This window comes from Sporosarcina sp. CAU 1771 (assembly GCF_054482775.1).
This window is the reverse complement of sequence record NZ_JBTLRN010000022.1, coordinates 39393-62097: the sequence shown is the minus strand read 5'-3', so window position 1 is coordinate 62097 and position 22705 is coordinate 39393. Positions and strand designations below refer to the sequence as shown.

The 22705-nt window shown below is 38.2% G+C and carries 19 protein-coding genes; 5 read left to right on the top strand and 14 right to left on the bottom strand.

The window, feature by feature from the left end:
* The first annotated feature begins 218 nt into the window (after positions 1–218).
* Together ACXYMX_RS13420 and ACXYMX_RS13415 are read left to right on the top strand one after the other, a co-directional pair.
* Positions 219–1814 carry an ABC-F family ATP-binding cassette domain-containing protein gene (locus tag ACXYMX_RS13420; RefSeq protein ID WP_459044753.1) on the top strand — a complete coding sequence of 532 codons (1596 nt, stop codon included), beginning with the start codon at positions 219–221 and terminating at the stop codon, positions 1812–1814.
* Positions 1815–1937: 123 nt separating this feature from the next.
* The gene (locus tag ACXYMX_RS13415; protein WP_459044752.1) at positions 1938–2702 is read left to right on the top strand and encodes a hypothetical protein; all 765 of its coding nucleotides are present in this window, start codon (positions 1938–1940) and stop codon (positions 2700–2702) included.
* A 52-nt stretch (positions 2703–2754) separates the two neighbouring features.
* On the opposite strand, the gene ACXYMX_RS13410 is transcribed toward ACXYMX_RS13415, so the two are convergent.
* A complete protein-coding gene (locus tag ACXYMX_RS13410) occupies positions 2755–2955 on the bottom strand; it encodes a cold-shock protein (RefSeq protein ID WP_459044751.1) in 201 nt (66 codons plus the stop codon).
* A 212-nt stretch (positions 2956–3167) separates the two neighbouring features.
* Positions 3168–3461, bottom strand: coding sequence for a DUF1033 family protein (locus ACXYMX_RS13405; protein WP_459044750.1), 294 nt, complete (start codon positions 3459–3461; stop codon positions 3168–3170).
* Positions 3462–3705: 244 nt separating this feature from the next.
* Between ACXYMX_RS13405 and ACXYMX_RS13400 the strand changes: the two genes are divergently transcribed.
* Both ACXYMX_RS13400 and ACXYMX_RS13395 read left to right on the top strand, forming a co-directional pair.
* On the top strand, positions 3706–4368 hold the full coding sequence (locus ACXYMX_RS13400; protein ID WP_459044749.1) for a 5-bromo-4-chloroindolyl phosphate hydrolysis family protein: 663 nt from the start codon (positions 3706–3708) through the stop codon (positions 4366–4368).
* Positions 4355–5551: a toxic anion resistance protein gene (locus ACXYMX_RS13395; RefSeq protein WP_459044748.1), complete on the top strand. Its 1197-nt coding sequence runs from the start codon at positions 4355–4357 to the stop codon at positions 5549–5551. The genes ACXYMX_RS13400 and ACXYMX_RS13395 overlap by 14 nt, the downstream gene beginning before the upstream one ends.
* Before the next feature lie 21 nt (positions 5552–5572).
* Here the strand turns inward: ACXYMX_RS13395 and ACXYMX_RS13390 are convergent, their stop codons facing one another.
* The 6 genes from ACXYMX_RS13390 to ACXYMX_RS13365 form a co-directional block, all read right to left on the bottom strand.
* Positions 5573–7468: a vWA domain-containing protein gene (locus ACXYMX_RS13390; RefSeq protein ID WP_459044747.1), complete on the bottom strand. Its 1896-nt coding sequence runs from the start codon at positions 7466–7468 to the stop codon at positions 5573–5575.
* A 13-nt stretch (positions 7469–7481) separates the two neighbouring features.
* On the bottom strand, positions 7482–8345 hold the full coding sequence (locus tag ACXYMX_RS13385; protein WP_459044756.1) for an ATP-binding protein: 864 nt from the start codon (positions 8343–8345) through the stop codon (positions 7482–7484).
* Between the two features lie 67 nt (positions 8346–8412).
* Entirely contained in the window at positions 8413–8610 is a 198-nt protein-coding gene (locus ACXYMX_RS13380; protein WP_459044746.1) for a DUF6501 family protein, read from the bottom strand.
* 3 nt (positions 8611–8613) lie between these two features.
* A complete protein-coding gene (odhB, locus tag ACXYMX_RS13375; protein WP_459044745.1) occupies positions 8614–9822 on the bottom strand; it encodes a 2-oxoglutarate dehydrogenase complex dihydrolipoyllysine-residue succinyltransferase in 1209 nt (402 codons plus the stop codon).
* Positions 9823–9851: 29 nt separating this feature from the next.
* Complete coding sequence (locus tag ACXYMX_RS13370; RefSeq protein ID WP_459044744.1) at positions 9852–12665, bottom strand: 2-oxoglutarate dehydrogenase E1 component; 2814 nt, start codon at positions 12663–12665, stop codon at positions 9852–9854.
* Positions 12666–12861: 196 nt separating this feature from the next.
* Positions 12862–13935: an undecaprenyldiphospho-muramoylpentapeptide beta-N-acetylglucosaminyltransferase gene (locus ACXYMX_RS13365; protein WP_459044743.1), complete on the bottom strand. Its 1074-nt coding sequence runs from the start codon at positions 13933–13935 to the stop codon at positions 12862–12864.
* A gap of 146 nt (positions 13936–14081) precedes the next feature.
* Here ACXYMX_RS13365 and ACXYMX_RS13360 point away from each other — a divergent pair, with 146 nt between their 5' ends.
* Complete coding sequence (locus ACXYMX_RS13360; protein WP_459044742.1) at positions 14082–15428, top strand: MATE family efflux transporter; 1347 nt, start codon at positions 14082–14084, stop codon at positions 15426–15428.
* A gap of 42 nt (positions 15429–15470) precedes the next feature.
* On the opposite strand, the gene ACXYMX_RS13355 is transcribed toward ACXYMX_RS13360, so the two are convergent.
* From ACXYMX_RS13355 to ACXYMX_RS13330, 6 genes are all read right to left on the bottom strand, one after another.
* Positions 15471–16550, bottom strand: a complete 1080-nt coding sequence (locus ACXYMX_RS13355) for a Ger(x)C family spore germination protein (RefSeq protein ID WP_459044741.1) — start codon at positions 16548–16550, stop codon at positions 15471–15473.
* Positions 16547–17566 carry a GerAB/ArcD/ProY family transporter gene (locus ACXYMX_RS13350; RefSeq protein ID WP_459044740.1) on the bottom strand — a complete coding sequence of 340 codons (1020 nt, stop codon included), beginning with the start codon at positions 17564–17566 and terminating at the stop codon, positions 16547–16549. The genes ACXYMX_RS13355 and ACXYMX_RS13350 overlap by 4 nt, the downstream gene beginning before the upstream one ends.
* Complete coding sequence (locus tag ACXYMX_RS13345; RefSeq protein WP_459044739.1) at positions 17563–18999, bottom strand: spore germination protein; 1437 nt, start codon at positions 18997–18999, stop codon at positions 17563–17565. The genes ACXYMX_RS13350 and ACXYMX_RS13345 overlap by 4 nt, the downstream gene beginning before the upstream one ends.
* 187 nt (positions 19000–19186) lie before the next feature.
* The gene (locus tag ACXYMX_RS13340; RefSeq protein ID WP_459044738.1) at positions 19187–19987 is read right to left on the bottom strand and encodes a CAP domain-containing protein; all 801 of its coding nucleotides are present in this window, start codon (positions 19985–19987) and stop codon (positions 19187–19189) included.
* A gap of 183 nt (positions 19988–20170) precedes the next feature.
* Positions 20171–21067 carry a CobW family GTP-binding protein gene (locus tag ACXYMX_RS13335; protein ID WP_459044737.1) on the bottom strand — a complete coding sequence of 299 codons (897 nt, stop codon included), beginning with the start codon at positions 21065–21067 and terminating at the stop codon, positions 20171–20173.
* 56 nt (positions 21068–21123) lie between these two features.
* A complete protein-coding gene (locus ACXYMX_RS13330) occupies positions 21124–22620 on the bottom strand; it encodes a lmo1851 family serine protease (RefSeq protein ID WP_459044736.1) in 1497 nt (498 codons plus the stop codon).
* Positions 22621–22705 lie beyond the last annotated feature (85 nt).

Genomic DNA, 22705 nt, shown 5'->3' with positions numbered 1-22705 from the left:
ACAGAAAGAGAGCCCCTTTTTCATGCCTATAAACCTATCGCGCTATCGCTTGCTTTCCGCTCCCTGTAAGTTTGAATCCAAAACCAGGATTCAAACTTACAGGGAGCGGTTGCTATTTATTCACCCACAAACATTTTACTCATACTAGTGCAGAGCATTCCATTCTGAAAGCATTTCGTGTTATACTAGGAACATTGTGAATTTAGGAGGATTTTTTTATGATAGCAGTTAGTAATGTAAGTCTTCAATTTGGCGACCGCAAGCTGTTTGAAGATGTCAATATACAGTTCAACCCTGGCCATTGTTATGGTCTTATCGGTGCGAACGGTGCGGGGAAATCAACTTTCCTTAAAATATTATCGGGAGAACTTGACCCACAATCTGGAAATGTCATTATGGCTCCAGATGAAAGATTGGCTGTATTGAAACAGAACCATTTTGAATATGAAGAACACCAGGTACTTGATACTGTAATTATGGGACATAAACGCCTATACGATATTATGGCTGAAAAAAATGCGATCTATATGAAGGAAGACTTTTCAGATGAAGATGGCATGCGCGCTGCTGAACTCGAAGGTGAATTTGGTGATTTAAATGGTTGGGAAGCAGAATCTGAAGCTGCAATCCTACTTCAAGGATTAGGACTTTCTGAAGATCTTCATCATGTTACAATGGCTGAACTTTCAGGTTCTGATAAAGTGAAAGTACTTCTAGCACAAGCATTGTTTGGCAAACCAGATGTACTTCTTTTGGATGAGCCGACGAACCATCTAGACTTGAAAGCAATTCAGTGGTTGGAAGAGTTTCTAATTAACTTTAACAACACAGTTATTGTTGTCTCACATGACCGTCACTTTTTAAATAAAGTATGTACACAAATAGCAGATTTAGACTTTTCTAAAATTCAAATCTACCCTGGAAACTATGATTTCTGGTACGAGTCGAGTCAACTAGCACTTAGAATGTCACAAGATCAAAACAAGAAAAAAGAAGAAAAAATTAAAGAGCTTCAAGCATTCGTTGCGCGCTTTAGTGCAAATGCTTCCAAGTCAAAACAAGCAACGTCGCGGAAAAAGACGCTTGAAAAAATTGAACTTGATGATATTAAACCATCATCACGTCGTTACCCGTTCGTTAATTTTCAGATGGATCGTGAAATCGGTAATGATGTACTCAGTGTTCAAGATGTATCTAAAACTCAAGATGGTAAAGTTTTAATTAAAGACGCTACATTTTCAATTGGTAAAGAAGATAAGGTAATCCTTTTGGGGAACGCTCTAGCAAAAACCGCTCTTCTTCAAATGTTAGCTGAAGAAGTTGAACCAGATTCAGGTTCAATCAAATGGGGAGTAACAACTTCTCGCTCTTACTTCCCTCTCGATAACAGTAAATATTTCGAGGGATCTGAAAAATCACTGGTAGAATGGCTACGTCAGTATTCACCTGAAGATCAGACTGAAACTTTCCTTCGTGGATTTTTAGGCCGCATGTTATTTTCAGGTGAAGAGGTTTATAAAAAACCTTCTGTTCTATCGGGTGGAGAAAAAGTTCGTTGTATGTTATCTAAGATGATGCTTTCGCATTCAAACGTACTGCTATTAGACGAACCAATGAACCACTTGGATCTTGAATCAATTCAATCTCTCAATAATGGGTTGGTAGCTTTTAAAGGAGCTATGATATTCACTTCACATGACCAACAGTTTATCCAAACAGTTGCGAACCGGATTATCGAGGTTCGTGAAGATGGTACTATATTCGACAAACTCATGACTTATGATGAATATATTGAGTATAAAGACAAAAACTAAATTTGAAAACGTACATCCGGTTATTGGATGTACGTTTTTTTAATATTTGAACAATTAGGGTGTAACATTTATAATAAAGATACGTCTAATAGAGTACACCAATTTGAAAGGAGCTGTTTTCTAGTGAAAAAAGCATTCCTTATAACATTATGGACACTTGCAACTATATTCCTTATTGCTTGTTCGAACGACGAATCAATTAGTAACGAAGTTTCCAATGTGGACGAACCAACAGATACCGTGATTGAGGAAGCTGTGACCGAAGAAGAAACTGAAGAAGAAAATGTTGTAACTCCAGAAGAAACTACTCCTATCGAAGAATCCACTTCGGTGGAGATTAATCCATCTACTTCCCCAGATTCGGATGATCCGATTTCAGAAATGCCAGATCATATACTTGGGGACGGCTTAACAGCTCATTATAAGGGCGAGGGAAATGAATTTGCGGAACTTGATGTACATTCTACTCGAATCAACGACATTTATTTCGTTCTTCGAGAAGATAATGGCGGGTCATCTATCCAAACAATTCTTAAAACTACATTCGATAGTATATTCATTTTAGATTCAGGTCTTGTTGAAGATGGAGATCCTTTTCCGACTGTACAAGAGTTAGATATGATGTCCCCCATCGCAACTTACTTACAGTTACCCTTTGCATTAGGAGCTACATTCGATGGTTGGGAAGTTATTGGATCGTATGTATCTGTAGAAACACCTTACCAAACATTTTTAAATGCGATTGTTATCGAAAAAGTTGAGAATAGTACAACTATCAATCGAAAGTATTTTGTTCAAGGTGTTGGAGAAGTTAAACGGGAGGCAATCATGCAAACGAGCGATGGTGAATATATTGTTACTTCTTCGCTTGAATCTATTCAAAACTAAACTCCGAAAAAGAGGCACCCATACGGGATGCCTCTTTTGATTCATTTGTGGATTAAAGTTTTATAACATTAGCTGCTTGTGGTCCACGGTCGCCATCGACAACTTCGAACTCTACACTTTGGCCTTCATCCAACGATTTGAATCCTTCTCCTTCAATTGCTGAGAAGTGTACGAATACGTCATCTTCGCCTTCAACTTCGATAAATCCGAAGCCCTTTTCAGCGTTAAACCATTTTACGATACCTTGTTTCATGTAAAAAACCTCCAAATAATATGTTCTTAAATATGGAACCTTTCAACAAGAAAAATTCACATATTATAAAAAGTACCGACAGCGCCGATCACTTTTAATAATATGTGAATACGTCTTGGTTCGGTTATAAAATTTAAATTGTCTTTCAATTATATCATTAACTCTATTTTTGTCAACCATGTTGATTTAATATTCTAATTCGTTTACTAAAATTAACTAGTGAACGGTTTGCCCTCTTTTAACAAAATAATGCCATGATAGATTTGGAGATCATCATCACAGGCCTCACAGAATATCTTTTCTTCCTCAGACCAAAGTGCATAATAGCAATTGTATTTTTCACTTTCATTCTTATATGATTTTCGAAGGTTTACAACAAGTTCATCAAGGCATTTTGCTGCTTCGGAAAAATCCGGAAAGGAATAACGCGAAATTATCTTTTCTTCCCAACCTCCAAACATCCACCAAGGTTCATACTCTGCCTTCATATATATAACTTCAAACACACGGTTACCCTCCTCTTACAAATCATTTTAGAATAGAGTACCATTTTAGCAAATCAAGAAACATTGTCCACTCTTACGCTTGCAGCTTTTAAACACGGTAAATCCCAAAAATACAGAGTTCATGACTCGTTAAGAAAGTAAAAACAATGTGCGCACACGGATTATGCGTTATAATTAAAGTAATGTAATGAAACCTTATATACTTTCAAACGTATTAGAAGTAGAGGTTTTAGGAGGTCTGAACATGAAATCAATTCAACAGTTTTTTACAAGGCATCTAATTGCTGGACCCATTAGCTTTGGTTCCTGGATCTACTTACTTATTGGAACAAGCTTAAACCCATTTATTGCAACTGCCATACCATTTATGCTTTATTTTGGCGGTACATTCACGATGAAACAAATACAACTTTCATCAAACTTAAAAAAACTTGGAATGTCTCGCTCTGAATATAGCCATATTAAAGATCAAATAACGGGCGCTAACGTAAAAATTAGACAGTTGAACAGCTATTATGGAAAAGTACGATCTGTACAAGCATTTCGTCAAGTGCATGAAATGAATAATCTTTCTAGAAGAATATTAAATATTGTTAAAACCAATCCTAAAAAGTTTTATCACGTTGAAAAATTCTTTTACGCACATCTCGATTCAGCAGTTGAACTGACTTCAAAGTATGCAATGCTTGTCAATCAACCCCTTAAAGATAAAGATTTGAGGATCACTCTACAAAATACTCGAGAAACGTTAAGTGATGTACATAAGCAACTCGAGCAAGACTTGCGAAGTGTACTTTCCTCAGATCTTGAAAAACTGAAAATGGAAATCGACTTTGTCGACGTAACTATGAATCAAAAAAAGCCACTACTTGAAATGAAAGGAGATCAACAAAATGACAGAGAATAATACAGTTGTAAACGATACAAAATCATTTGATGATTTACTTGAAAGTCCATTTGAGATTAAGGAGTCTATACTTTCTACCGATGTACAGGCTGTAAATAAAGAGGCCGGCACTGCCGTTAAGTTGATTGACCGACTAACGCCAGAGGAACGTGAGAAAGCAATACAATTAGCCTCACAAATTCCAGTCGGTAACTATGAAGCCATAATCACATATGGTGCGAATGCTCAAGGCGAACTGTCAAGGTTTTCGAACCAAATGCTGGACCACGTACAAAGCAATGATATCGGTCCTGTTGGGGACATATTAAAGGATCTTATGGACAAACTTTCAGAAATTGATCCTGAAGATTTGTCAGAAAAGAAGAAGTCAGGCTTAAGTCGTTTATTTGGAAAAGTATCTAAATCACTGCAAGAAATGATGACAAAATATCAAAAACTTAGCACTCAAATCGATCGCATAGGCATTCAACTTGAGCATTCAAAAAGAGGACTAATAGATGATGTGAAAATGCTAGATCAATTATACGAACAAAATAAAACCTATTTCCAAGCGCTCAATGTATTTATTGCTGCCGCAGAAATTAAACGGGATGAAATTGCAAATGTCCTGATTCCTGAAATGCGAAGAGAAGCAGAATTATCAAACGACCAAATGGCATTTCAAGAAGTTAATGATATGGGACAATTTTTAGATCGACTGGAAAAGCGACTTTATGACTTGCAACTTTCCCGTCAAATTACAATACAAAGTGCACCACAAATTCGAATGATTCAACAGACAAATCAAACACTTGCTGAGAAAATTCAATCCTCAATTATGACATCTATACCGCTTTGGAAAAATCAAATTGCAATTGCACTTACTCTAAATAAACAAAAGAAAGCTGTAGAATCACAAAAGCTCGTTACAAAAACGACGAATGAATTACTATTAAAGAACTCTGAAATGTTGAAAATCAACTCAATCGAAACTGCAAAAGAAAATGAGCGTGGGATTATCGAAATTGATACATTGAAGAAAACACAAGAGAATTTAATACAAACGATTGAAGAAACATTACTAATTCAAGCAGATGGTCGTGCGAAACGAAAAGCTGCTGAAATTGAAATTGGACAAATGGAAGAAGAACTTAAACAGCGTCTTCTTGCAGTGCATGAGAAAACACAAAACCGCCCATCCTAGAGGCGGTTTTGTGTTTTTCTATTAAGTATTACGAATTGCAATCGCGAGTGATTTCCTTAAAATACGAAGTGTTTGATCCGTAAAACTCTCAACAGAATTGGATGATGCGGTTTTACTTCCGAACATCATAGTGAATATTGCTTTTCTATCCTCGGTAGGTTCCTCTGTAGATAAGAACAAATGCAATACAGTTACCCCTCTTTTTTCAGTTTCTAATACGGCTTCTGCGGTATCTAAAATACCATTTCGATCGTAACCAAAAGCAGAAGGTTCTCCATCCGAGAAAACTAGTAAAAACTTATGCTTTTCTTGTCGAACAGCCAATCGCTCGGCCATCCATCGAATTGCAAACCCATCACGGTTATCCTCATTCGCTTCGAATGATAATATAGCTAATCCATTATCCTTATCGCGTTCAGCAAATGTGTGCATACGACTAAATACATTCGGTTGAACTTCTTCAGATGCGTTATAGGCATCTTCATAATAGGATGAAATCTCATGATTCACTTGTAACTGTCTTAATACATCATGAAATAGGAGAACTGCACATCTCGTTTCATCAAGTTTATCCAACATTGATGCAGAGCCATCAACGAGTAAACCAAAAACTGCATCTAAATTTACCGATGGCGCATTTTTTCGATAAAATGGCCTTGGTCGTTCATCTACGACTAATGTCGTCAGTTTTGATGAAAGTCTTCCTTTCATCAACTTTTCACGCTTTGTATCCTGTTTAAGTTCGATTCTCTTTTTCATCTCTTCAACAAAAGAACGAACAAAAGGTTTCTGTTCTTCGCGCCATTGGGATAATTTTTGACGATTTTCCGGATTATCCATTACTTCAACACGTAGTTCTTCATAAGTGACATGGATATGCTCCTTACCAAAGTGCACTCCGGCTTTTTTAGTGTTGTCTTTTTCTTGTTTGTCGGTTTCATCTTCAGTGCTATGGTCACTCACATCACCTTTAGATTCACCGAATCCAAATTCTTCAATTTCTGCATCTTCATTTCCTAATTCAGACTTTCCGCCATCCGACTTTCCCGAACGACCATGTTCTAGTTCGAACTCTAAATGGGTTCCAGATTCATCCTCATTTTCTTCATGCCATGAACGAAATACCTCTTCAATCGTATCTTTTTCCTCTTCCCCACCCTTAGCTGCATCTTTCATTCCTTTATGATAATTAAAGACTGTATTCTCTTCAGATAATGATTCGGCAACAGAGTAATATTGATTGACCAAATCCTGATCAATAACTTGGTCAACTAGTTCTACTATGCGATTTGTAATATATAGACTATCAGAAGTACTTTTCGAATCATAAGCATGTTGAAGAATCGTTTTTACTATACCTATGTCTATTGGTCCCCATTCAATGGGTGTTTCATTGTAAAATCCATCATTCAACATAATGAATAATTCACTTAATAATGCATCTGCTAAGAAAGTTTTTTGCATATTTGAAATGACTGCTTGTTTATGAAACGTGTTATAAGCCATCTTCCTTATAGTAAAGGCACTTTCCGTCCCTGGCCTTTCTTTGATAATTTCATCTATAAGACGGAACTCCTCTAAAAGAAGAAGTAGCTCCGAGGCAAACTTCTGAAGTTTATGTGTGCTATATTTTTTTCTGTGACGCGTCCAATCAGTTACGTTAAATTTCTTCCAGAACCCTATAGTTAATAAATATATATCCGATAATCGACCTTCATGCATAAACTCATCACTTCGATGACGCCAAAAAACACTCATTGAAATGATTCCCTCTTTGGGTTGAAATTCGAGGAGTTTCCTTTCGGTTAGCTCAAGAAAAGGCGCATCTGCAAGTGCCCTTCCAAGTCTTTCATATAAGATTAACGTTTTTGCATCAACCATTTCATCATTGAATTGTATAAAACGATTCATTTTCATCACTAAACCCGCCTCATTTCACCCAAGTATCGACAAGTTCCATTACGAGTTTGCGTTCTATCTTATCATCCATTTTTTCTGCAATCGCATACCGTATGGCTCTTTTTACAGGTATGTGCTCAGCAAGACCTAATGCATCCAGTAGACTACGTACAGAGGCGGCATCATCCGAAAGTAAACCATTTACTACCTGTTTCTTTAAATCTTCACCAATTGAAAGTATAGTTTCAATCAGTTGAATAGAAGCTTCTGGATATCTTTCAATCAGTAAGTTCTTAAGTTCTGAACCAGATAAATATGGAATAGAAAATGAAACAAACCGATTTTTAAGCGCTTCATTCATCGGCGAAGTTCCGACGTAACCTTCGTTAATCGCAGAAACAACTGAGAAGTCTTCGTGTGCATAGATAACTTCCCCTGTAAATGGGTTTGTTAACACACGTCTATGATCTAAGACGCTATGTAAAATCGGTAAGGTTTCTGGACGTGCCATATTAATTTCATCAATATATAAAATGTGACCTAATTTCATCGCTTGTACAACGGGACCTTCGACAAAATCAATAACTGTCTCTCCACTTTTTTGGTTAATCGTTTTAAATCCAAGTAGCGCTTCTGCATCCAAATCAACAGAGCAATTGATACTTTGCATTGGTTGTTTGAATTTAGCTGAGATGGATTGCGCTAACTTCGTCTTCCCAGATCCCGTGGGCCCCTTAAGTAAAACAGGCTTTTTAAGGACGACACTTATTAGGACGTCTTCCCATAAATGGGCGTCTGGTGAAACATAACCCCCCTCTTGAATTAACCTTTGTTCAACTTCATTCCTCATTCTGTTTGACCTTACACCTTGTTCATTTAACACGATTGGATTCATCTGTTTCATTCCTCCTGTTAAAAAAAGCCTGATAAACCGCTTTGCGGGTATCAGGCTCTTTCGTTACTTAATTAAAATAGGTTTTGTAATAACCGCCAACTTTTCCAGAATTATCGACTACAAAAATGAATTCATCTGTTTCATTCTTCACTTCGTATTCTTTTCCTGGTGTCAGCATGTTATTCACAACATACTTTTCTGCATCTGCGTGAGCGCAAACCACAGTTCGAATCGTCGGAGATGTTACCCAATCAGCAAAAGTCATTGCTTATGATCCTAGAAGTAGATCTTCTGGATTTTCTAGCAATTCTTTTATCATCTTCAAGAATCCGACAGAATCTTTTCCATCAATAACGCGGTGATCATAAGATAATGCAACGTACATCATTGGACGAATTTCAACATTATCACCAATAGCAACTGGACGCTTTTGGATTGTATGCATTCCAAGAATACCAACTTGCGCACCATTTAGAATTGGAGTAGATAATAATGAACCGAAAACTCCACCGTTAGTAATAGTGAATGAACCACCTGTCATGTCAGCAATCGTCAATTTATTATCGCGTGCTTTTGCAGCCAACTCACCGATTGTTGCTTCGATTTCTGCAAAGTTTTTACGGTCTGCGTCTACAATGTTTGGTACAACAAGTCCACCGTCAGTTGATACGGCTATACCGATATCATAATAATTTTTAAGGAGGATTTCATCGCCATCTATTTCTGAGTTTACATACGGATATTTTTTAAGTGCTGCAACAACTGCTTTTGTGAAAAATGACATAAAGCCAAGACGTACATCATTTTTATCAAAGAATTCGTCTTTTTTACGAGAGCGAAGTTCCATCATTTTTGTCATGTCGATTTCATTAAACGTTGTAAGCATTGCAGTAGATTGTCTAACTTCAAGCAATCTTTTAGCAATCGTTTGACGACGACGTGTCATTTTTTCACGAGTTATGCGACCATCATCTTGAGCAGCTGCTACTGGAGTTGCTGCTTTTGGTGCTGGTTGTGTTTTAGGAGCTGAAGAATGTGCTTCTACGTCTTGTACACGAACGCGTCCCATAGGGTCAACTGGTGAAATAGCTGCAAGATCGATTCCTTTTTCACGTGCTAATTTACGTGCTGCAGGACTAGCGATTGTACGATCTGCTGATTCAACTTCAGCAACTTCCACAACAGGCGCTGCCGGTGTTTCTGCCGGTGTTTCAGTAGCAACAGGTGCTGCTGGTGTACCAGAACCTTCTCCTACGATAGCGATAACCTGACCTACTTCAACTGTGTCACCTTCTGCTGCTAAATGTTGTTGAACAACTCCAGCTTCTTCAGAAATGATTTCAACGTTTACTTTATCCGTTTCAAGTTCAACGATAAACTCTCCTCGTTCAACTGTATCACCTGGTTGTTTTAGCCACTGTGAAATTGTTCCTTCTGTAATCGATTCTGCTAATTCTGGTACTATGATCTCTGCCACAATTAATTCCTCCTCTTAATATACCGTTATTAACGGCTTAAAGCTTCAGTAATGATGCGTTTTTGCTCAATTGTATGTGACTCTCCATCACCTTCGGATGGGCTTGAGCGATGTATTCTACCTGAATAAGAAACTTTTTTATCGCCTGCAATTTCACTTATATAAGGCTGTGCAAACGACCAAGATCCCATATTTTTTGGCTCTTCTTGTACCCAAACAAGTTCTTTTGCATTTGGATAACGTGAAACAATTGTACTGATTTTTTCAGAAGGAAATGGATAAAGCTGTTCAACGCGAATAATATGCAGATGTTCAAAACCTTTTCCATCTTTCACATTTTCAGCTAAATCTATTGCCATTTTACCGCTAGCAAATAGAATACGCTCTACTTTTTCTACGTCCTTACCTGTTCCAGGTTGCTCAAGAACAGTTTGGAATGAACCTTCTGTCAAGTCGCTAACATCTGCACCAACGAGTGGATGACGTAATAATGATTTTGGCGACACGATTACTAATGGGCGCATTGGATCTGTACCAAGCATTTTAGACTGCCTACGTAAAATGTGGAAATAGTTTGCAGCACTCGAAAGGTTTGCAACTGTCCAGTTATTCTCACCACAAAGTTGTAAAAACCTCTCTAGTCGAGCACTTGAATGTTCAGGACCTTGACCTTCATACGCATGTGGTAAAAGCATAACAAGGCCAGACTTCTGTCCCCATTTAGAACGACTAGAAGATACAAATTGGTCAAACATTACTTGTGCCATATTTGCAAAATCACCATATTGTGCTTCCCATAGTGTAAGTGCTTCTTGATCCTCTAGATTATATCCAAATTCATAGCCAACAATTGCTGATTCAGTTAATGGACTGTTATGGACAGAAAACGAAGCTTTTGCACCACTAATATGATGAAGTGGAGTATGCTTTTCGCCTGTCTTCTCATTATGCAAAACTAGATGACGATGGGCAAATGTTCCGCGTTGAACATCTTGACCTGTCAATCGAATTGGATTTCCATCTTGTAAAACAGAACCGAATGCAAGTGTTTCTGCGTGAGCCCAGTCTATCTTCCCTTTTCCTTTAAATGGATCTTCTCGCCTTTGAAGAATTTTAACAAGTCTTCCAAACACAGAAAATTCTTTTGGATAGGTAAGTAGTTCTTCATTCATTTTTCGAAGTACATTTTCTTCAACACCAGTCTCAACTACAGGGTACCCAGCAAGAACTTCTGCAGGAACACTATTATCATGAGGCTTTTTATTTTTAGATGCAGGATGATCTCTTACAACATCATGTGCGTTTTGCATTAATTTGAAAACATCCGAATCTAACTGAACAACATCTTTTTCGTTAAGGATATTAGCAGAAACTAGTTCGTTCCCATAAAGTTCACGAACAGTCGGATGCTTGTGCACTTCATGATACATCAATGGATTTGTAACTAACGGCTCATCCATTTCATTATGACCATAGCGACGATATCCGAGTAAATCAATCAAAATATCTTTTCCGAACTTTTTACGATACTCGAACGCAAACGCAGCTGAAGCAAGAACAGATTCAGGACAATCCGCATTTACATGTATAACTGGCACTTCAAATCCTTTAGCAGGATCTGACGAATAGTGAGTTGATCTAGAATCATAATGTTCTGTTGTGAACCCAATCATATTGTTAGCTATTAAGTGGATAGAACCACCTGTTTTAAATCCTGGTACTCGGCTGTAGTTTAGTGATTCCGTAACAATTCCTTGTCCAGGAAATGCTGCGTCTCCGTGAATAAGAACCGCATAGGCAGCGTTTGTATCCTGTTTAGGAAACCCTGATTCATCTGTTTGCTCTTGGGCAGCACGTGTCTGTCCTGTTACAACAGAATTTACTACTTCGAGGTGAGATGGATTATAAGCCAAGAACCTTTTCGTTCCTGTTTCCCCGCTATATGTAGCTCCCATATGATATTTTACATCTCCGTACCAACCACGTGACGTTTCAACTGAACCGTCAGTTGGGAGGAATGGATCATCATCGATGTTGGCAAATTGAGCAAACATCATTTCATAAGGTTTATTCAAGATGTGCGTAAGTACGTTTAGACGTCCACGGTGGGCCATGCCAATAAGTACTTTTTTAGTTTTATCTTCTTCCGATAAGCGAACAAGTTCATCAAGAAAGACTACTAGTGTATCAAGTCCTTCGATTGAAAAGCGTTTTGCACCAACAAATGTACGGTGAATATACTTTTCAAAGCCTTCGATCTTAGTAAGCCTATCTAAAAGAGCTTTCTTTTGATCAGGTGATAGATTCATCTTGACATTGTTATTTTCAATTTTAGATTGAATCCAGTTGCGCTCATCTTCATCAATAACATGATCAAATTCATACGCGATTTTTCCTGTATACAAAGATTTCAAGTAATTGACAGCATCTAACCCATCATTTACACCTGCAGGTACGTCTTCAAAAAAGAGTGATGAAGGCATATTTTGCAAGTCATCTTCTGTTAGGCCATAATAACCTATATCAATACGAGTATAATCTTTCGGGCGATCGTTTAACGGATAAATATCGGCAGCAAGATGCCCGTAAGTACGAATAGCATCTAGCAGTTTATATGCTGAAAGCACGTTTTCAAATTCGCCTGGACCAACACCTCTTAAGGCTTCTGCTTGTTCCTTGTTTTCCATCTTTGGAGCACCATACTTACTAAATAGCTCACTTAATTCAGGATCAACCAATTCTGGAGATGTTTTAAACAATTCATACATTTCCATTATATACCCAAGATTTGGTCCGGAAAAAGAAGCATAAGGGGACCTATGAGTATCAAAACTTTTCGACATGTCCAATGACCTCCACATTTGCCTTTAGGCATTTTGTGTTTATATTTTTAATCCTTGTTAATTTTACCATGCAAACTGTATAACTTAAAGGATTTCGATTAAAGATTTGTTAATTTTCGCTTTAAATAGGCATAAACTTATTTTTACCGACCAAATATTACCTTGTTCTCCATTTTTACCTACATTATTATACTCTTTATTTCCATTCCATGATAAGTTCCGACATTTGTTGAGGTGTTTTCGGTAATGTCGCTTTCGACATAGTACGTTTTAATTCATCTTGTTTTTGTATTAATAAAACAAGTTCTTCCGAAAGAGGCCGTTTTGGGACGTCCTCTTCTTTCAATACACTGGCAACTCCAAGTGACTGGAAATGAGCAGCATTTAATATCTGATCCCCTCGACTCTTTGCTGCAGATAATGGAATAAGTAACATGGGCTTCTGGATGGCTAACAACTCAAAGATCGCATTAGATCCCGCTCTTGAAACTGCAAAGTCAGAAGCTGCAAGTAGATGTGGAAGTCCTTCGGTAACATATTCGAATTGGGTATATCCCGGAATGCTTTCGAGTTCTTCGACTAAATTACCTTTTCCGCAAAGATGTATCACGTCGAAAGTTTTCATAATGGTTGGCAAGTCGTCACGGAGTGCATCGTTCAAAACAGCTGAACCTTGGCTTCCTCCCATTACAATAAGAACTAATTTCTCTCCGGATAACCGGGCAATTCCTAAACCTACATCCCTTTTACCTTCCAACAATTCTGGACGTATAATGGGCCCGCTACAAGTTGCTTTTCCCAAAGGGACATAGTCTAGAGTTTCCTCAAACACGGTAAATATATGTTTTGAAAACGGTAAAGCCATTTTGTTTGCTAAACCCGGAGTAACATCCGATTCATGGATAACAACTGGAACTTTTGCTATTTTAGCAGCGAAAACTACTGGGACAGAAACAAATCCACCTTTTGAAAAAATGATTTCAGGTCTTGTTTTTCGTATAATTGATAATGCTTGAAAAACAGCGGTACAGACTCGAAATGGGTCTGTAAAGTTTTTCATTGAAAAGTAACGTCGAAACTTACCACTTTGAATTGCATGATAAATAACAGTAGGATGACCTACACCTATTAGCTCTTTTTCAATACCATCATGTGACCCTATATAATGAATTTCATATCCTCTTTCATCAAAAACAGGAATCAATGCTTCGTTGACGGATACGTGTCCTGCTGTTCCGCCACCTGTTAATAAAATCACCGGCCGTTTCATAAGGCCATTCACCTCTTTTTAGTTGGAAATTATCACACACACTGACCTATTATAACAAACAAATCATGCTACAATGGTGATTACTCACATTTCGTTAAAGTTTGCCATTTTATTAGCATAGATTTTTGATATAAAGGATGATTCCCATGGAAAATACGCTTTCAATAAAGAGAAAGACCAACGTTTTTGCGAAGATTGTAATGCCCATATTGATTACTCAAGTTGCTTTATATTTAGTCACTCTCTTCGATATTCTTATGACAGGTCGCTACGATACATACCATTTAGCAGGAGTTACAATTGGTTCATCCTTATGGGTACCTGTATATACGGGGTTAGCTGGCATCTTAATGGGATTGACTCCAATTATTGCACAACTAATTGGGGGGCATCGGAAAGATCATGTACGCCCATCTGTACAACAAGGAATTTATGTATCAGTTGCCCTAGCGTTTCTAGTTTTTCTGATTATACGATTTGCAATTGCACCTATTCTTGATGCAATGCCACTTGAAAAGGAAGTACGTATTCTAGCCTCTGGATACTTACAAGCAATGAGTTTGGGACTACTACCTCTTTTTGCTTATACTGTATTACGTTCATTTTTCGATGGTCTAGGAGCAACTCGTGTTTCAATGTTTATTATATTATTATCCGCACCAATAAATATATTATTAAACTATCTTTTTATATTTGGGAAATGGGGGTTCCCTGAACTAGGTGGGGTTGGAGCTGGATATGCATCTGCGATTACCTATTGGCTTGTGTTTTTAATCGCTTGTGGAGTAGCTTGGAAATGGAGACCTTTTACAGAATTCCACTTGTTTCAGCGTTGGGGTAAGGTTTCGCTAAAACATTGGAAAGAAATTTTAATTATCGGGGTTCCTATTGGAATATCAATTTTTGTAGAAGTAAGTATATTTTCTGCAGTCACGCTTATGATGAGTAACTATTCAACAGCAATAATTTCTGCACACCAGATTGCACTTAATTTCACTTCATTGCTTTATATGATTCCACTGAGTATATCTATGGGTGCAACAATACTTGTTGGACAAGAAATTGGGGCAGGACGGGTAAGAGATGCCAAGCATTATAGCTATTTAGGAATCGGTTTGGCAATCGCATTTAGTTTTGTATCGGTATCCGTTCTATTATTATTTAGAGAACAAATTGCCTCCTTCTACACCAAGGATCTTGAAATCATTAAATTGTCGATACATTTCTTTATTTATGCTGCATTCTTCCAGTTATCAGATGCCATACAAGCTCCGGTACAAGGAGCCTTAAGAGGATATAAAGATGTTAATATGACATTTATTATGGCCATAGTATCTTACTGGGTACTTGGGTTGCCTATCGGTTATTTAGTTGCGACTTATTCTGAACTTGGCCCTTACGGATATTGGGTTGGTCTAATTGCTGGCCTGACTTTAGGTGCACTAACTCTTTCAATTCGTCTTGTCTATATTCAAAAAAAGAAATTCATTTAAATTCGAAAACCCGCGTTTCAGCTTCGCGGGTTTTTTTGATGGTCAATTCAGTATGCCAGTACGTGTAATTTCAGCCTCTACTTTTACATTTATCTCAAGTTCCGAAAACGTATCACTCCACTTTCCTTTATTCCATAAGTGAGGATGGAATGCGCGAACATTTCTGCCGAAACCAACGACGTCACTTTTGGCATCTTGCAATTTCTTGATCACTTTGTTGAAATCCTTAGTCAATTCTTTCGAAAGGTATTTCTCTAATTCTATTCTTGTTTTATCTTCATCCAGGTGATCGTAACCAAATTCTTCAACACTGAACTTCATTTTATAAGTTGCATCAATCTTGCTGTCCTGAATGGCCCATTTTCTTTTGAAGGTGGCTAGTTGAACTGAGATTGGAAACGATTTACCGTCTTTTTCCCACGTGTATGTGAACATCGTATGCTTTCCAAGGTGCTTTTGAAGAACTTGAATGATTGTGGATTCCTTCTTGTCCAATGTGTGTCCTGTAAAAACGTTGCCACTAAACAAGGCGACCCCCGATACTTCAGGTGTACCGGTCATTTCGGACATTTTAATGAAAGGCAATGCAAGGTCAATTCCGTCGTCAAATAGGATTCCAGCGGCTTTTTGAATGTCGTTGTCCGGAATAATAGAGAACGATATGGCGGCTTCCAACATGTCAATAAAGTAATTAGGTAGCTCAACCGATATCTTTTCATTCTTCTCCATATATGGAGCCATTTCCCCTTCTACAACGACAAATCTACTACCTACCGGGTTAGTTGGAGATCTGAAGAAGACATCGAAAGTCTTTATTACATCCGTTTTCGCAGTCTCCTCAGAAAGGAGTATTACTTGCATTTGTGTAACACTGAGCGCTTCCCCTGTCTTACGATTGGCATCGAGTCGTGCTTGCCTTGGGGAGACACCAGTTCCTTCAACAGTTGAGTAACTAGCCGTGCCATTAGTTACTTCGAGCTTTGTGAAATATCCCTTCATTTCCCCAGGTTCCCCCTCAAAACCAAGAAGCGGTACAATGGTAAGCTCCTTGTATAATTGTTCATCCCAACATCCTCCCAACAGGAAAGTACATGCGATGGAAATAAGAGCAATTTTTTTCATTTCCCTTTCCTCCTATTCGTAATGATGACGATGGTCGGAATGAGGATGGTAAATAGAAGGTGGACATAAATGATAAGATCAGTCATTTTTACTACATATTGTTTTGACACAAAAAATAAAGGCAACAAAACGAGCAAAATATGCCAAATAATCGTATCCCTTTTGTGATGCTCTTTTGCATGAAGCCGATGAACGTACAAAGCGGAAAAGGAGAAAATTGTAACCGCAATGATGTTCCAAATCACCCAAATGTAGAGGAAGAACAAGTCAAGCCGCTTAACAAAAGTAACTTCCTGCGACCTCAAAATATAAAGAATCGGTTCCGGAATTTGTTGCAACCCGGTAAGCGTGAAATATAAAATTGTAACAATAATGGAGAAGAAAAAGAACGATAACCAAACCATTTGGTAGAGGAATAACGGTAAGCCTTTTATTTTCTGCTTTACATCGATATGCCTTCTGAAAAACAAATATAATTCAACGCCTATGAAAGCAATCTGTGCCTTAAAGAGACCTTTAAACCATTCCGTTCGAGTTGATTCTCCTAGTGGGAAAATGTTCGTCCATATGAAATCATCCCAAGCGAACTGTAAAATTAAAAGAAAAAAGAAGATGAGTGGGATAAGAATTACAGTTAAATTGATGACCGTTTCCGCCCTACTCAAATTTGCATAGAGCGATACACTTACTAGCGCCGCGAGAACGATAAATTGAGGCGTTTCCGGGAAACCCCACGCCGCTAACGTATAGTCGATGTATGCAAGATATACCACTGTAACAAAAAGCCAGTATCCTTTATACATCCACCCGACGAAAGGATTAATAGCAAACTGCATATAGTATCTTTCATAAAAGAGTAGCAGCATGTAGTGAAGGACACCAGCAACGAGAAAAACAAGCCATGCATCTCTGCCAACTGCGTTTATAAACGGTGATGGAAAGGAGAAGAATGCCGATCCTGTCTGTACAATGAAAAGAAGTAGGAAAAACTGGAGTCTTGATAAATTGAAATTCAAGTTTCTCCACCGTCTTTCTGCTTGTCCCCTCCGTGTGTGAATGTTTGTTGTTGCTTATGATTTTTATAATAAGGTACCCTGAAGAAAATAGTTTTAAAACGGGAGGGATCAAATGGCACGACCGGTGACAAATAGGGTTGTTTCAGTGAAGACTGATTCATCAAATGAATAAATAGGATAAGTGTCGCGATAGCGATACCGAAAAATCCAAAAAGGGACGCTGCAAGCATGAACGGAAATCGGATCATTCGAATTGTCATATTCATTTCGAATGATGGCACGACAAAACTTGCAATTGCGGTCATCGCTACAACTATGACCATCAAATTCGACACCAGGCCTGCATTAACAATCGCATCTCCGATAACAAGACCGCCAACAATCCCGATTGTCGGACCAATTGGTGCCGGTAATCGGATTGCCGCTTCCCGGATAATTTCAATGAAAACTTCCACAATTAGCGCTTCAACTAGCGGACGGTACGGGATATCTTGCACTGCAACTTTCACTTTTTGACTTATTTCAAACGGCAAAATCTCGGAATGGAAACCGACCACCGCAATATAAAATGCAGGTAGGAAAATTGCAATCATGAAACTAAGCACCCTTAGAATACGATAGAATGTTCCGACCAAGACTCGTCCATTAAAATCGTCTGGTGACTCAAAAAAAGAAAAAAATGTAACCGGTGCAATGAGTGCTGTAGGTGATTGGTCAGTGAAAATAACGATTTTTCCTTCCAGTAAATTCGCAACTACACGGTCCGGCCTTTCTGTGTTTAAGAACTGTGGGAAAGGCGACCAAACCGAGTCTTCCAAAAAATCCTCGATTTGTCCAATGCTGTATACTTTTGGTGTATCAATATTTTCAAGTCGATTTTTAACGCCCTCAACAACATCTTTATTTGCGATTGAATCGATATAAACATATGTGACTTTCGTATTCGTAACTTCCCCTAGCCTTATATCCTTTACGACTAGATCTGGGATTGCAAGATGCTTTCGAATGAGGGATATATTTTTATCGTTGCTTTCTACGAACCCTTCATGTGGGCCGCGAATGACGAATTCATTGGTCGGTTCAGAAGTTGAACGCACTTCATAAGATGGTATCGTAATTGTCATTAATAGATTCGTCGCGGGAAAATAGACTGCGATAAAACCATTTGCAACACTTTCTACCAATTTCCCTACCGAAAATGCTTCCACGTTTGATGCGGCGGTTCCACCCCAATTTGGGAGTTCATCAATCGCGCGTTGACGTATAATATCGATTTGTTTATTCACTTCTCCACTTTCCGTCAACGTGTTAAAAAAGCAAACGATACCGACGCCATCTTTCCAACTAACTTCCCGTACGATCAGATCCGCCGAATTATGGAATAAGTTTTTGATATATAATAGTAAACTGTCATTCGACTCCGCTTGATCCATACAATTCACCTCTTTGAAGAGTATGCGCAACAGAAAAACGTTTTAAACTGTATATGAACGTGTATTGATTTCAAAACTAATTAGTTTACATAATTATATTATGAGAACTGTTTATTTTGGAATCTAAAAAAAGAGTCATCCCCTGCCCCAGAATAATTCCGGTGCAAAAGACAACTCTTAAATTAAATTATTTTGTAATAAACTGTTGTGTCCAATAATGACCGTTCGCATCATATCCAATTCCGATATGTGTGAAATCAGACGTCAAAATATTTTGTCTGTGTCCTGGAGAATCCATCCATCCTTGAACTACTTCTGCAGCAGATCGTTGACCCATTGCAATATTTTCAGCCGCAGACCTATACGTAACTCCATTTGCTTTCAATTGGTCAAATGGAGATCCATATGTTGGGCTTGTATGTGAGAAATAGTTTTTTGTAGCCATATCCGTTGACTTTTGTCTAGCAGAGTTCATTAACTTACTGTCTATCTGTAATGATTTAAGTCCTGCCTTCTGCCTTTCAGCATTTGTTAAGTCTAGAACGGCTTGCTCAACTGCGGAATTAGAAGCATTTTGTTGTACTTCTGTAGGTTTTTCAACTGGTGCAGGCTTCACAACCGGTGTTGATGGTACAGATGGAGTTGGTTTCGCAACTGGTGTTGTCGGTACAGATGGTGTAGGCTTTGCAACCGGTGCTGTTGGTTCTGGTGCCACAGGCTTTGCAGATGGTGGTTTGGGTGATTGCATTACAACCTCTTTTTCAGAATTAGTTGTATTGCTCCATCCATAATACATTTGACTATTTATATACTTTTGAAGCTCTATTAGATAGAAGTTAAACTCCCTAGCATTCCATTCACTAGAATGTTGCACCCATTGAATTTTTTTTACTTGTACCTCTCCTTCAAAACTTGAAGCCTCGGCACTGTTGTTATTCGGTAGTAAGAGCGCCGAACTTACTAATAAAGCTGCAATCGATTTTTTCATCTCTTTTCTCTCCCTTCGCAATCTATCATAACGTGCGAGAGAGTAGATATTTCGGATATTCTTTCCAACAAGTCCAACATATTCATAGAGACCATACCAACGGTCATTATTCCACTCATAACTGGAGATTCTTGGACATATATGTTTATATTTCTTGAATATTGGGGTTGACGGGTACTAAAATCAGGTCTTTTTATAGATAATTGATTCAATTCCTTCTCCTATAATTACGAGTCGTGATGGCATTTTAACATATTCAGGCAACCAACTTACCATGCCATATGCATATTGAAAAAGATACGGATTTTTATAGCCTACCAAAGGAACATAACCTTTCATTCGATATACCGTATCAGGAAGAGACTTCACCCAATCCTCAAACTCTTCTTGTCGTACGCTTTCCTCAAATGTAATGAGTTTCGAAGAGAGTGGCAGTCCTTTTCCAGAAATAATCGTATCAGTAGTCCTTTCCTTAGATGCATTAAGCACTTGCTCGATATAGGAGAACTTTATTTTTGCATTTACCGTTTGGACTAAAGGTGCGGAGCAATTGAATTGGGCAATTTCCATTGTAAGTGTTGCCAACTCACCCTCAGAAATTAAATCTGATTTATTTGCAAGAAGGAGATGAGCATGACGAATTTGTTCCATATATAAGGTTCTGATTTGGGGAGAAAGCTTACTACGGTCAAGCCATAGTTTGCTATCCACAACCGTAATTATCCCTTTAACTTTGAGTCGATCCGCAAAAAGTGGCGAATAGACTGCATCTAGTGCTTCTACTGGATGAGCGGCACCCGTCGTTTCAATTAAAATCACATCTATATCCTGATTCTCTTCCAGTAATCCTTGGAGTTGAGCTTCTGTTTGTTCGGATCCAGTGCAACAGATACAACCATCAAGTAATTCTTTTAATGGAACTTCACCCTGAACCGCGTCAGAATCGAATGGTAACTTTCCGAATTCATTCATAAATACAGCAGGTTTCTTCCCCGCTTCTTTTAGTTGCTCAATAACATTTAGTAGTAAGGAAGTTTTTCCACTACCTAAAAATCCGCTAAATAAATATACATCAACCATTCGAACACCTCATCCTCTATAGAAAACGTCCGCCCCAAAGGACGGACGTTTTATAGTTATTTAATTAGTTTTTCTAACAATACTTCTTTTGCTTTCAATATTTGCGGATCGTCTTGTTCAATTTTATCGCGGAGCTTATCCATTAACCCTAAAGTCGTAGGGCCAACCAGAGTTCCATTAACCTCAAGGTCGAGATCTGTCTGAAGCTGTTCTACTGCCTCAATAGTTGCTTCATCGTATAGCCCGTCAATCTCTCCTGGTTCGTATCCAACGGCTTTCAACATTTCTTCAGCCGATTTAATAGAAGGAGAGAGCATGCCTTCTTTCAACTCAACAACTGGATCCAAGTAAGGTAACAACGCGTATGAAGGATAAGGAACCTCTATATCTGGTTGAACACCTTCTTTATGAATCCAATTCCCATTTGGCGTTAACCATTTTGCTGTCGTTAGTTTCAAGTTCGAACCATCTGATAAATCCATAGGTGACTGAACTGTTCCTTTACCGAACGTTTTCACACCAATAACAGGGATATCAGCTGACTCCTTGAGAGCTGCAGCTAAGATTTCAGAAGCTGAAGCACTCCCTTCATCTGTCACTACGGCAACTGGGATGGTTATTTTTTGATTGCCCTTTGCGACATATATATCTGGAGCCGTATCTTTACCTTGATACTGCAATATGTTCTTTCCATTCTCAACAAATAAGCTTGAAATATCAAGGGCTGAGTTCAAAAGACCACCTGGATTTTGTCGGACATCCAGAATAAGACCTTTCATGCCCTGTTTTTCCATTTCTTCAAGAGCGACTAAAAGTTCTTTATAAGTCCCTTCAGAGAAACTTGTAATTCGAATATGAGCTATGTCATCCTCAAGCATTTCAGAATAAATTGTTTCAAGTGGAATGACATCTCTAGTTATTTTTATGTCTACAGATTCAACCGCAGAACCACGCATAATCGTAAGGATAACTTCAGTGCCCTTCTCACCACGTATGAGAAGAACTGCCTCGGATGAAGACATTCCTTGAATACTTTCGCCATCAACCGCAATTATTTTGTCATGTGGCAATATGCCCGCTCTTTCAGCTGGCGAATTTTTAATTGGCGAAACAACAGCAATAAATCCATCTTTTTCTTGAATTTCCGCGCCAATACCTTCAAAGCTGGACGAAATGCTTTCGTGTAGCTGAAGTGCTTCTTGTTCGTTTAAGTAGTCAGAATAGGGATCATCAAGTGCATCTACCATTCCGTTAATTGCCCCATTGATTATTGTTTCTTCATCAATTTCTTCAAAATAATCTTTCTTCAACTGATCATAAGCATTGAAAAGTTTACTAAATTCATTTCTTTCCACTGTTGGAACTTGAACTGGAGAACCAACGTCAACTACCTTATCCTCGCCCACCATAAGTACGGCGAATGTTATACCTGCAGTAACAAGTATGATACTAATTACAAGCATCACAAAGGTAAACGGTTTAAGTTTTACGTACCCTTTAGCCGGTTGTTTGTCAGTTACTTCATCTTGAACGATTTCATCTTTTTCATCCATTTGTTTCCTCACTTTCCGCTCTATTGGATTCGGAAGAAATCAAACACCCTATGTGCATTTGATCTATAATCGGCCTATAAAGAAG

Coding starts and splice junctions, on each gene's coding strand:
- ACXYMX_RS13400 (WP_459044749.1), top strand. CDS start 3,706: ATGAAATCAATTCAACAGTTTTTTACAAGGCATCTAATTGCTGGACCC.
- ACXYMX_RS13365 (WP_459044743.1), bottom strand. CDS start 13,935: ATGAAACGGCCGGTGATTTTATTAACAGGTGGCGGAACAGCAGGACAC.
- ACXYMX_RS13380 (WP_459044746.1), bottom strand. CDS start 8,610: ATGACTTTTGCTGATTGGGTAACATCTCCGACGATTCGAACTGTGGTT.
- ACXYMX_RS13385 (WP_459044756.1), bottom strand. CDS start 8,345: ATGAATCCAATCGTGTTAAATGAACAAGGTGTAAGGTCAAACAGAATG.
- ACXYMX_RS13360 (WP_459044742.1), top strand. CDS start 14,082: ATGGAAAATACGCTTTCAATAAAGAGAAAGACCAACGTTTTTGCGAAG.
- ACXYMX_RS13370 (WP_459044744.1), bottom strand. CDS start 12,665: ATGTCGAAAAGTTTTGATACTCATAGGTCCCCTTATGCTTCTTTTTCC.
- ACXYMX_RS13330 (WP_459044736.1), bottom strand. CDS start 22,620: ATGGATGAAAAAGATGAAATCGTTCAAGATGAAGTAACTGACAAACAA.
- ACXYMX_RS13395 (WP_459044748.1), top strand. CDS start 4,355: ATGACAGAGAATAATACAGTTGTAAACGATACAAAATCATTTGATGAT.
- ACXYMX_RS13355 (WP_459044741.1), bottom strand. CDS start 16,550: ATGAAAAAAATTGCTCTTATTTCCATCGCATGTACTTTCCTGTTGGGA.
- ACXYMX_RS13345 (WP_459044739.1), bottom strand. CDS start 18,999: ATGGATCAAGCGGAGTCGAATGACAGTTTACTATTATATATCAAAAAC.
- ACXYMX_RS13420 (WP_459044753.1), top strand. CDS start 219: ATGATAGCAGTTAGTAATGTAAGTCTTCAATTTGGCGACCGCAAGCTG.
- ACXYMX_RS13340 (WP_459044738.1), bottom strand. CDS start 19,987: ATGAAAAAATCGATTGCAGCTTTATTAGTAAGTTCGGCGCTCTTACTA.
- ACXYMX_RS13410 (WP_459044751.1), bottom strand. CDS start 2,955: ATGAAACAAGGTATCGTAAAATGGTTTAACGCTGAAAAGGGCTTCGGA.
- ACXYMX_RS13335 (WP_459044737.1), bottom strand. CDS start 21,067: ATGGTTGATGTATATTTATTTAGCGGATTTTTAGGTAGTGGAAAAACT.
- ACXYMX_RS13390 (WP_459044747.1), bottom strand. CDS start 7,468: ATGAAAATGAATCGTTTTATACAATTCAATGATGAAATGGTTGATGCA.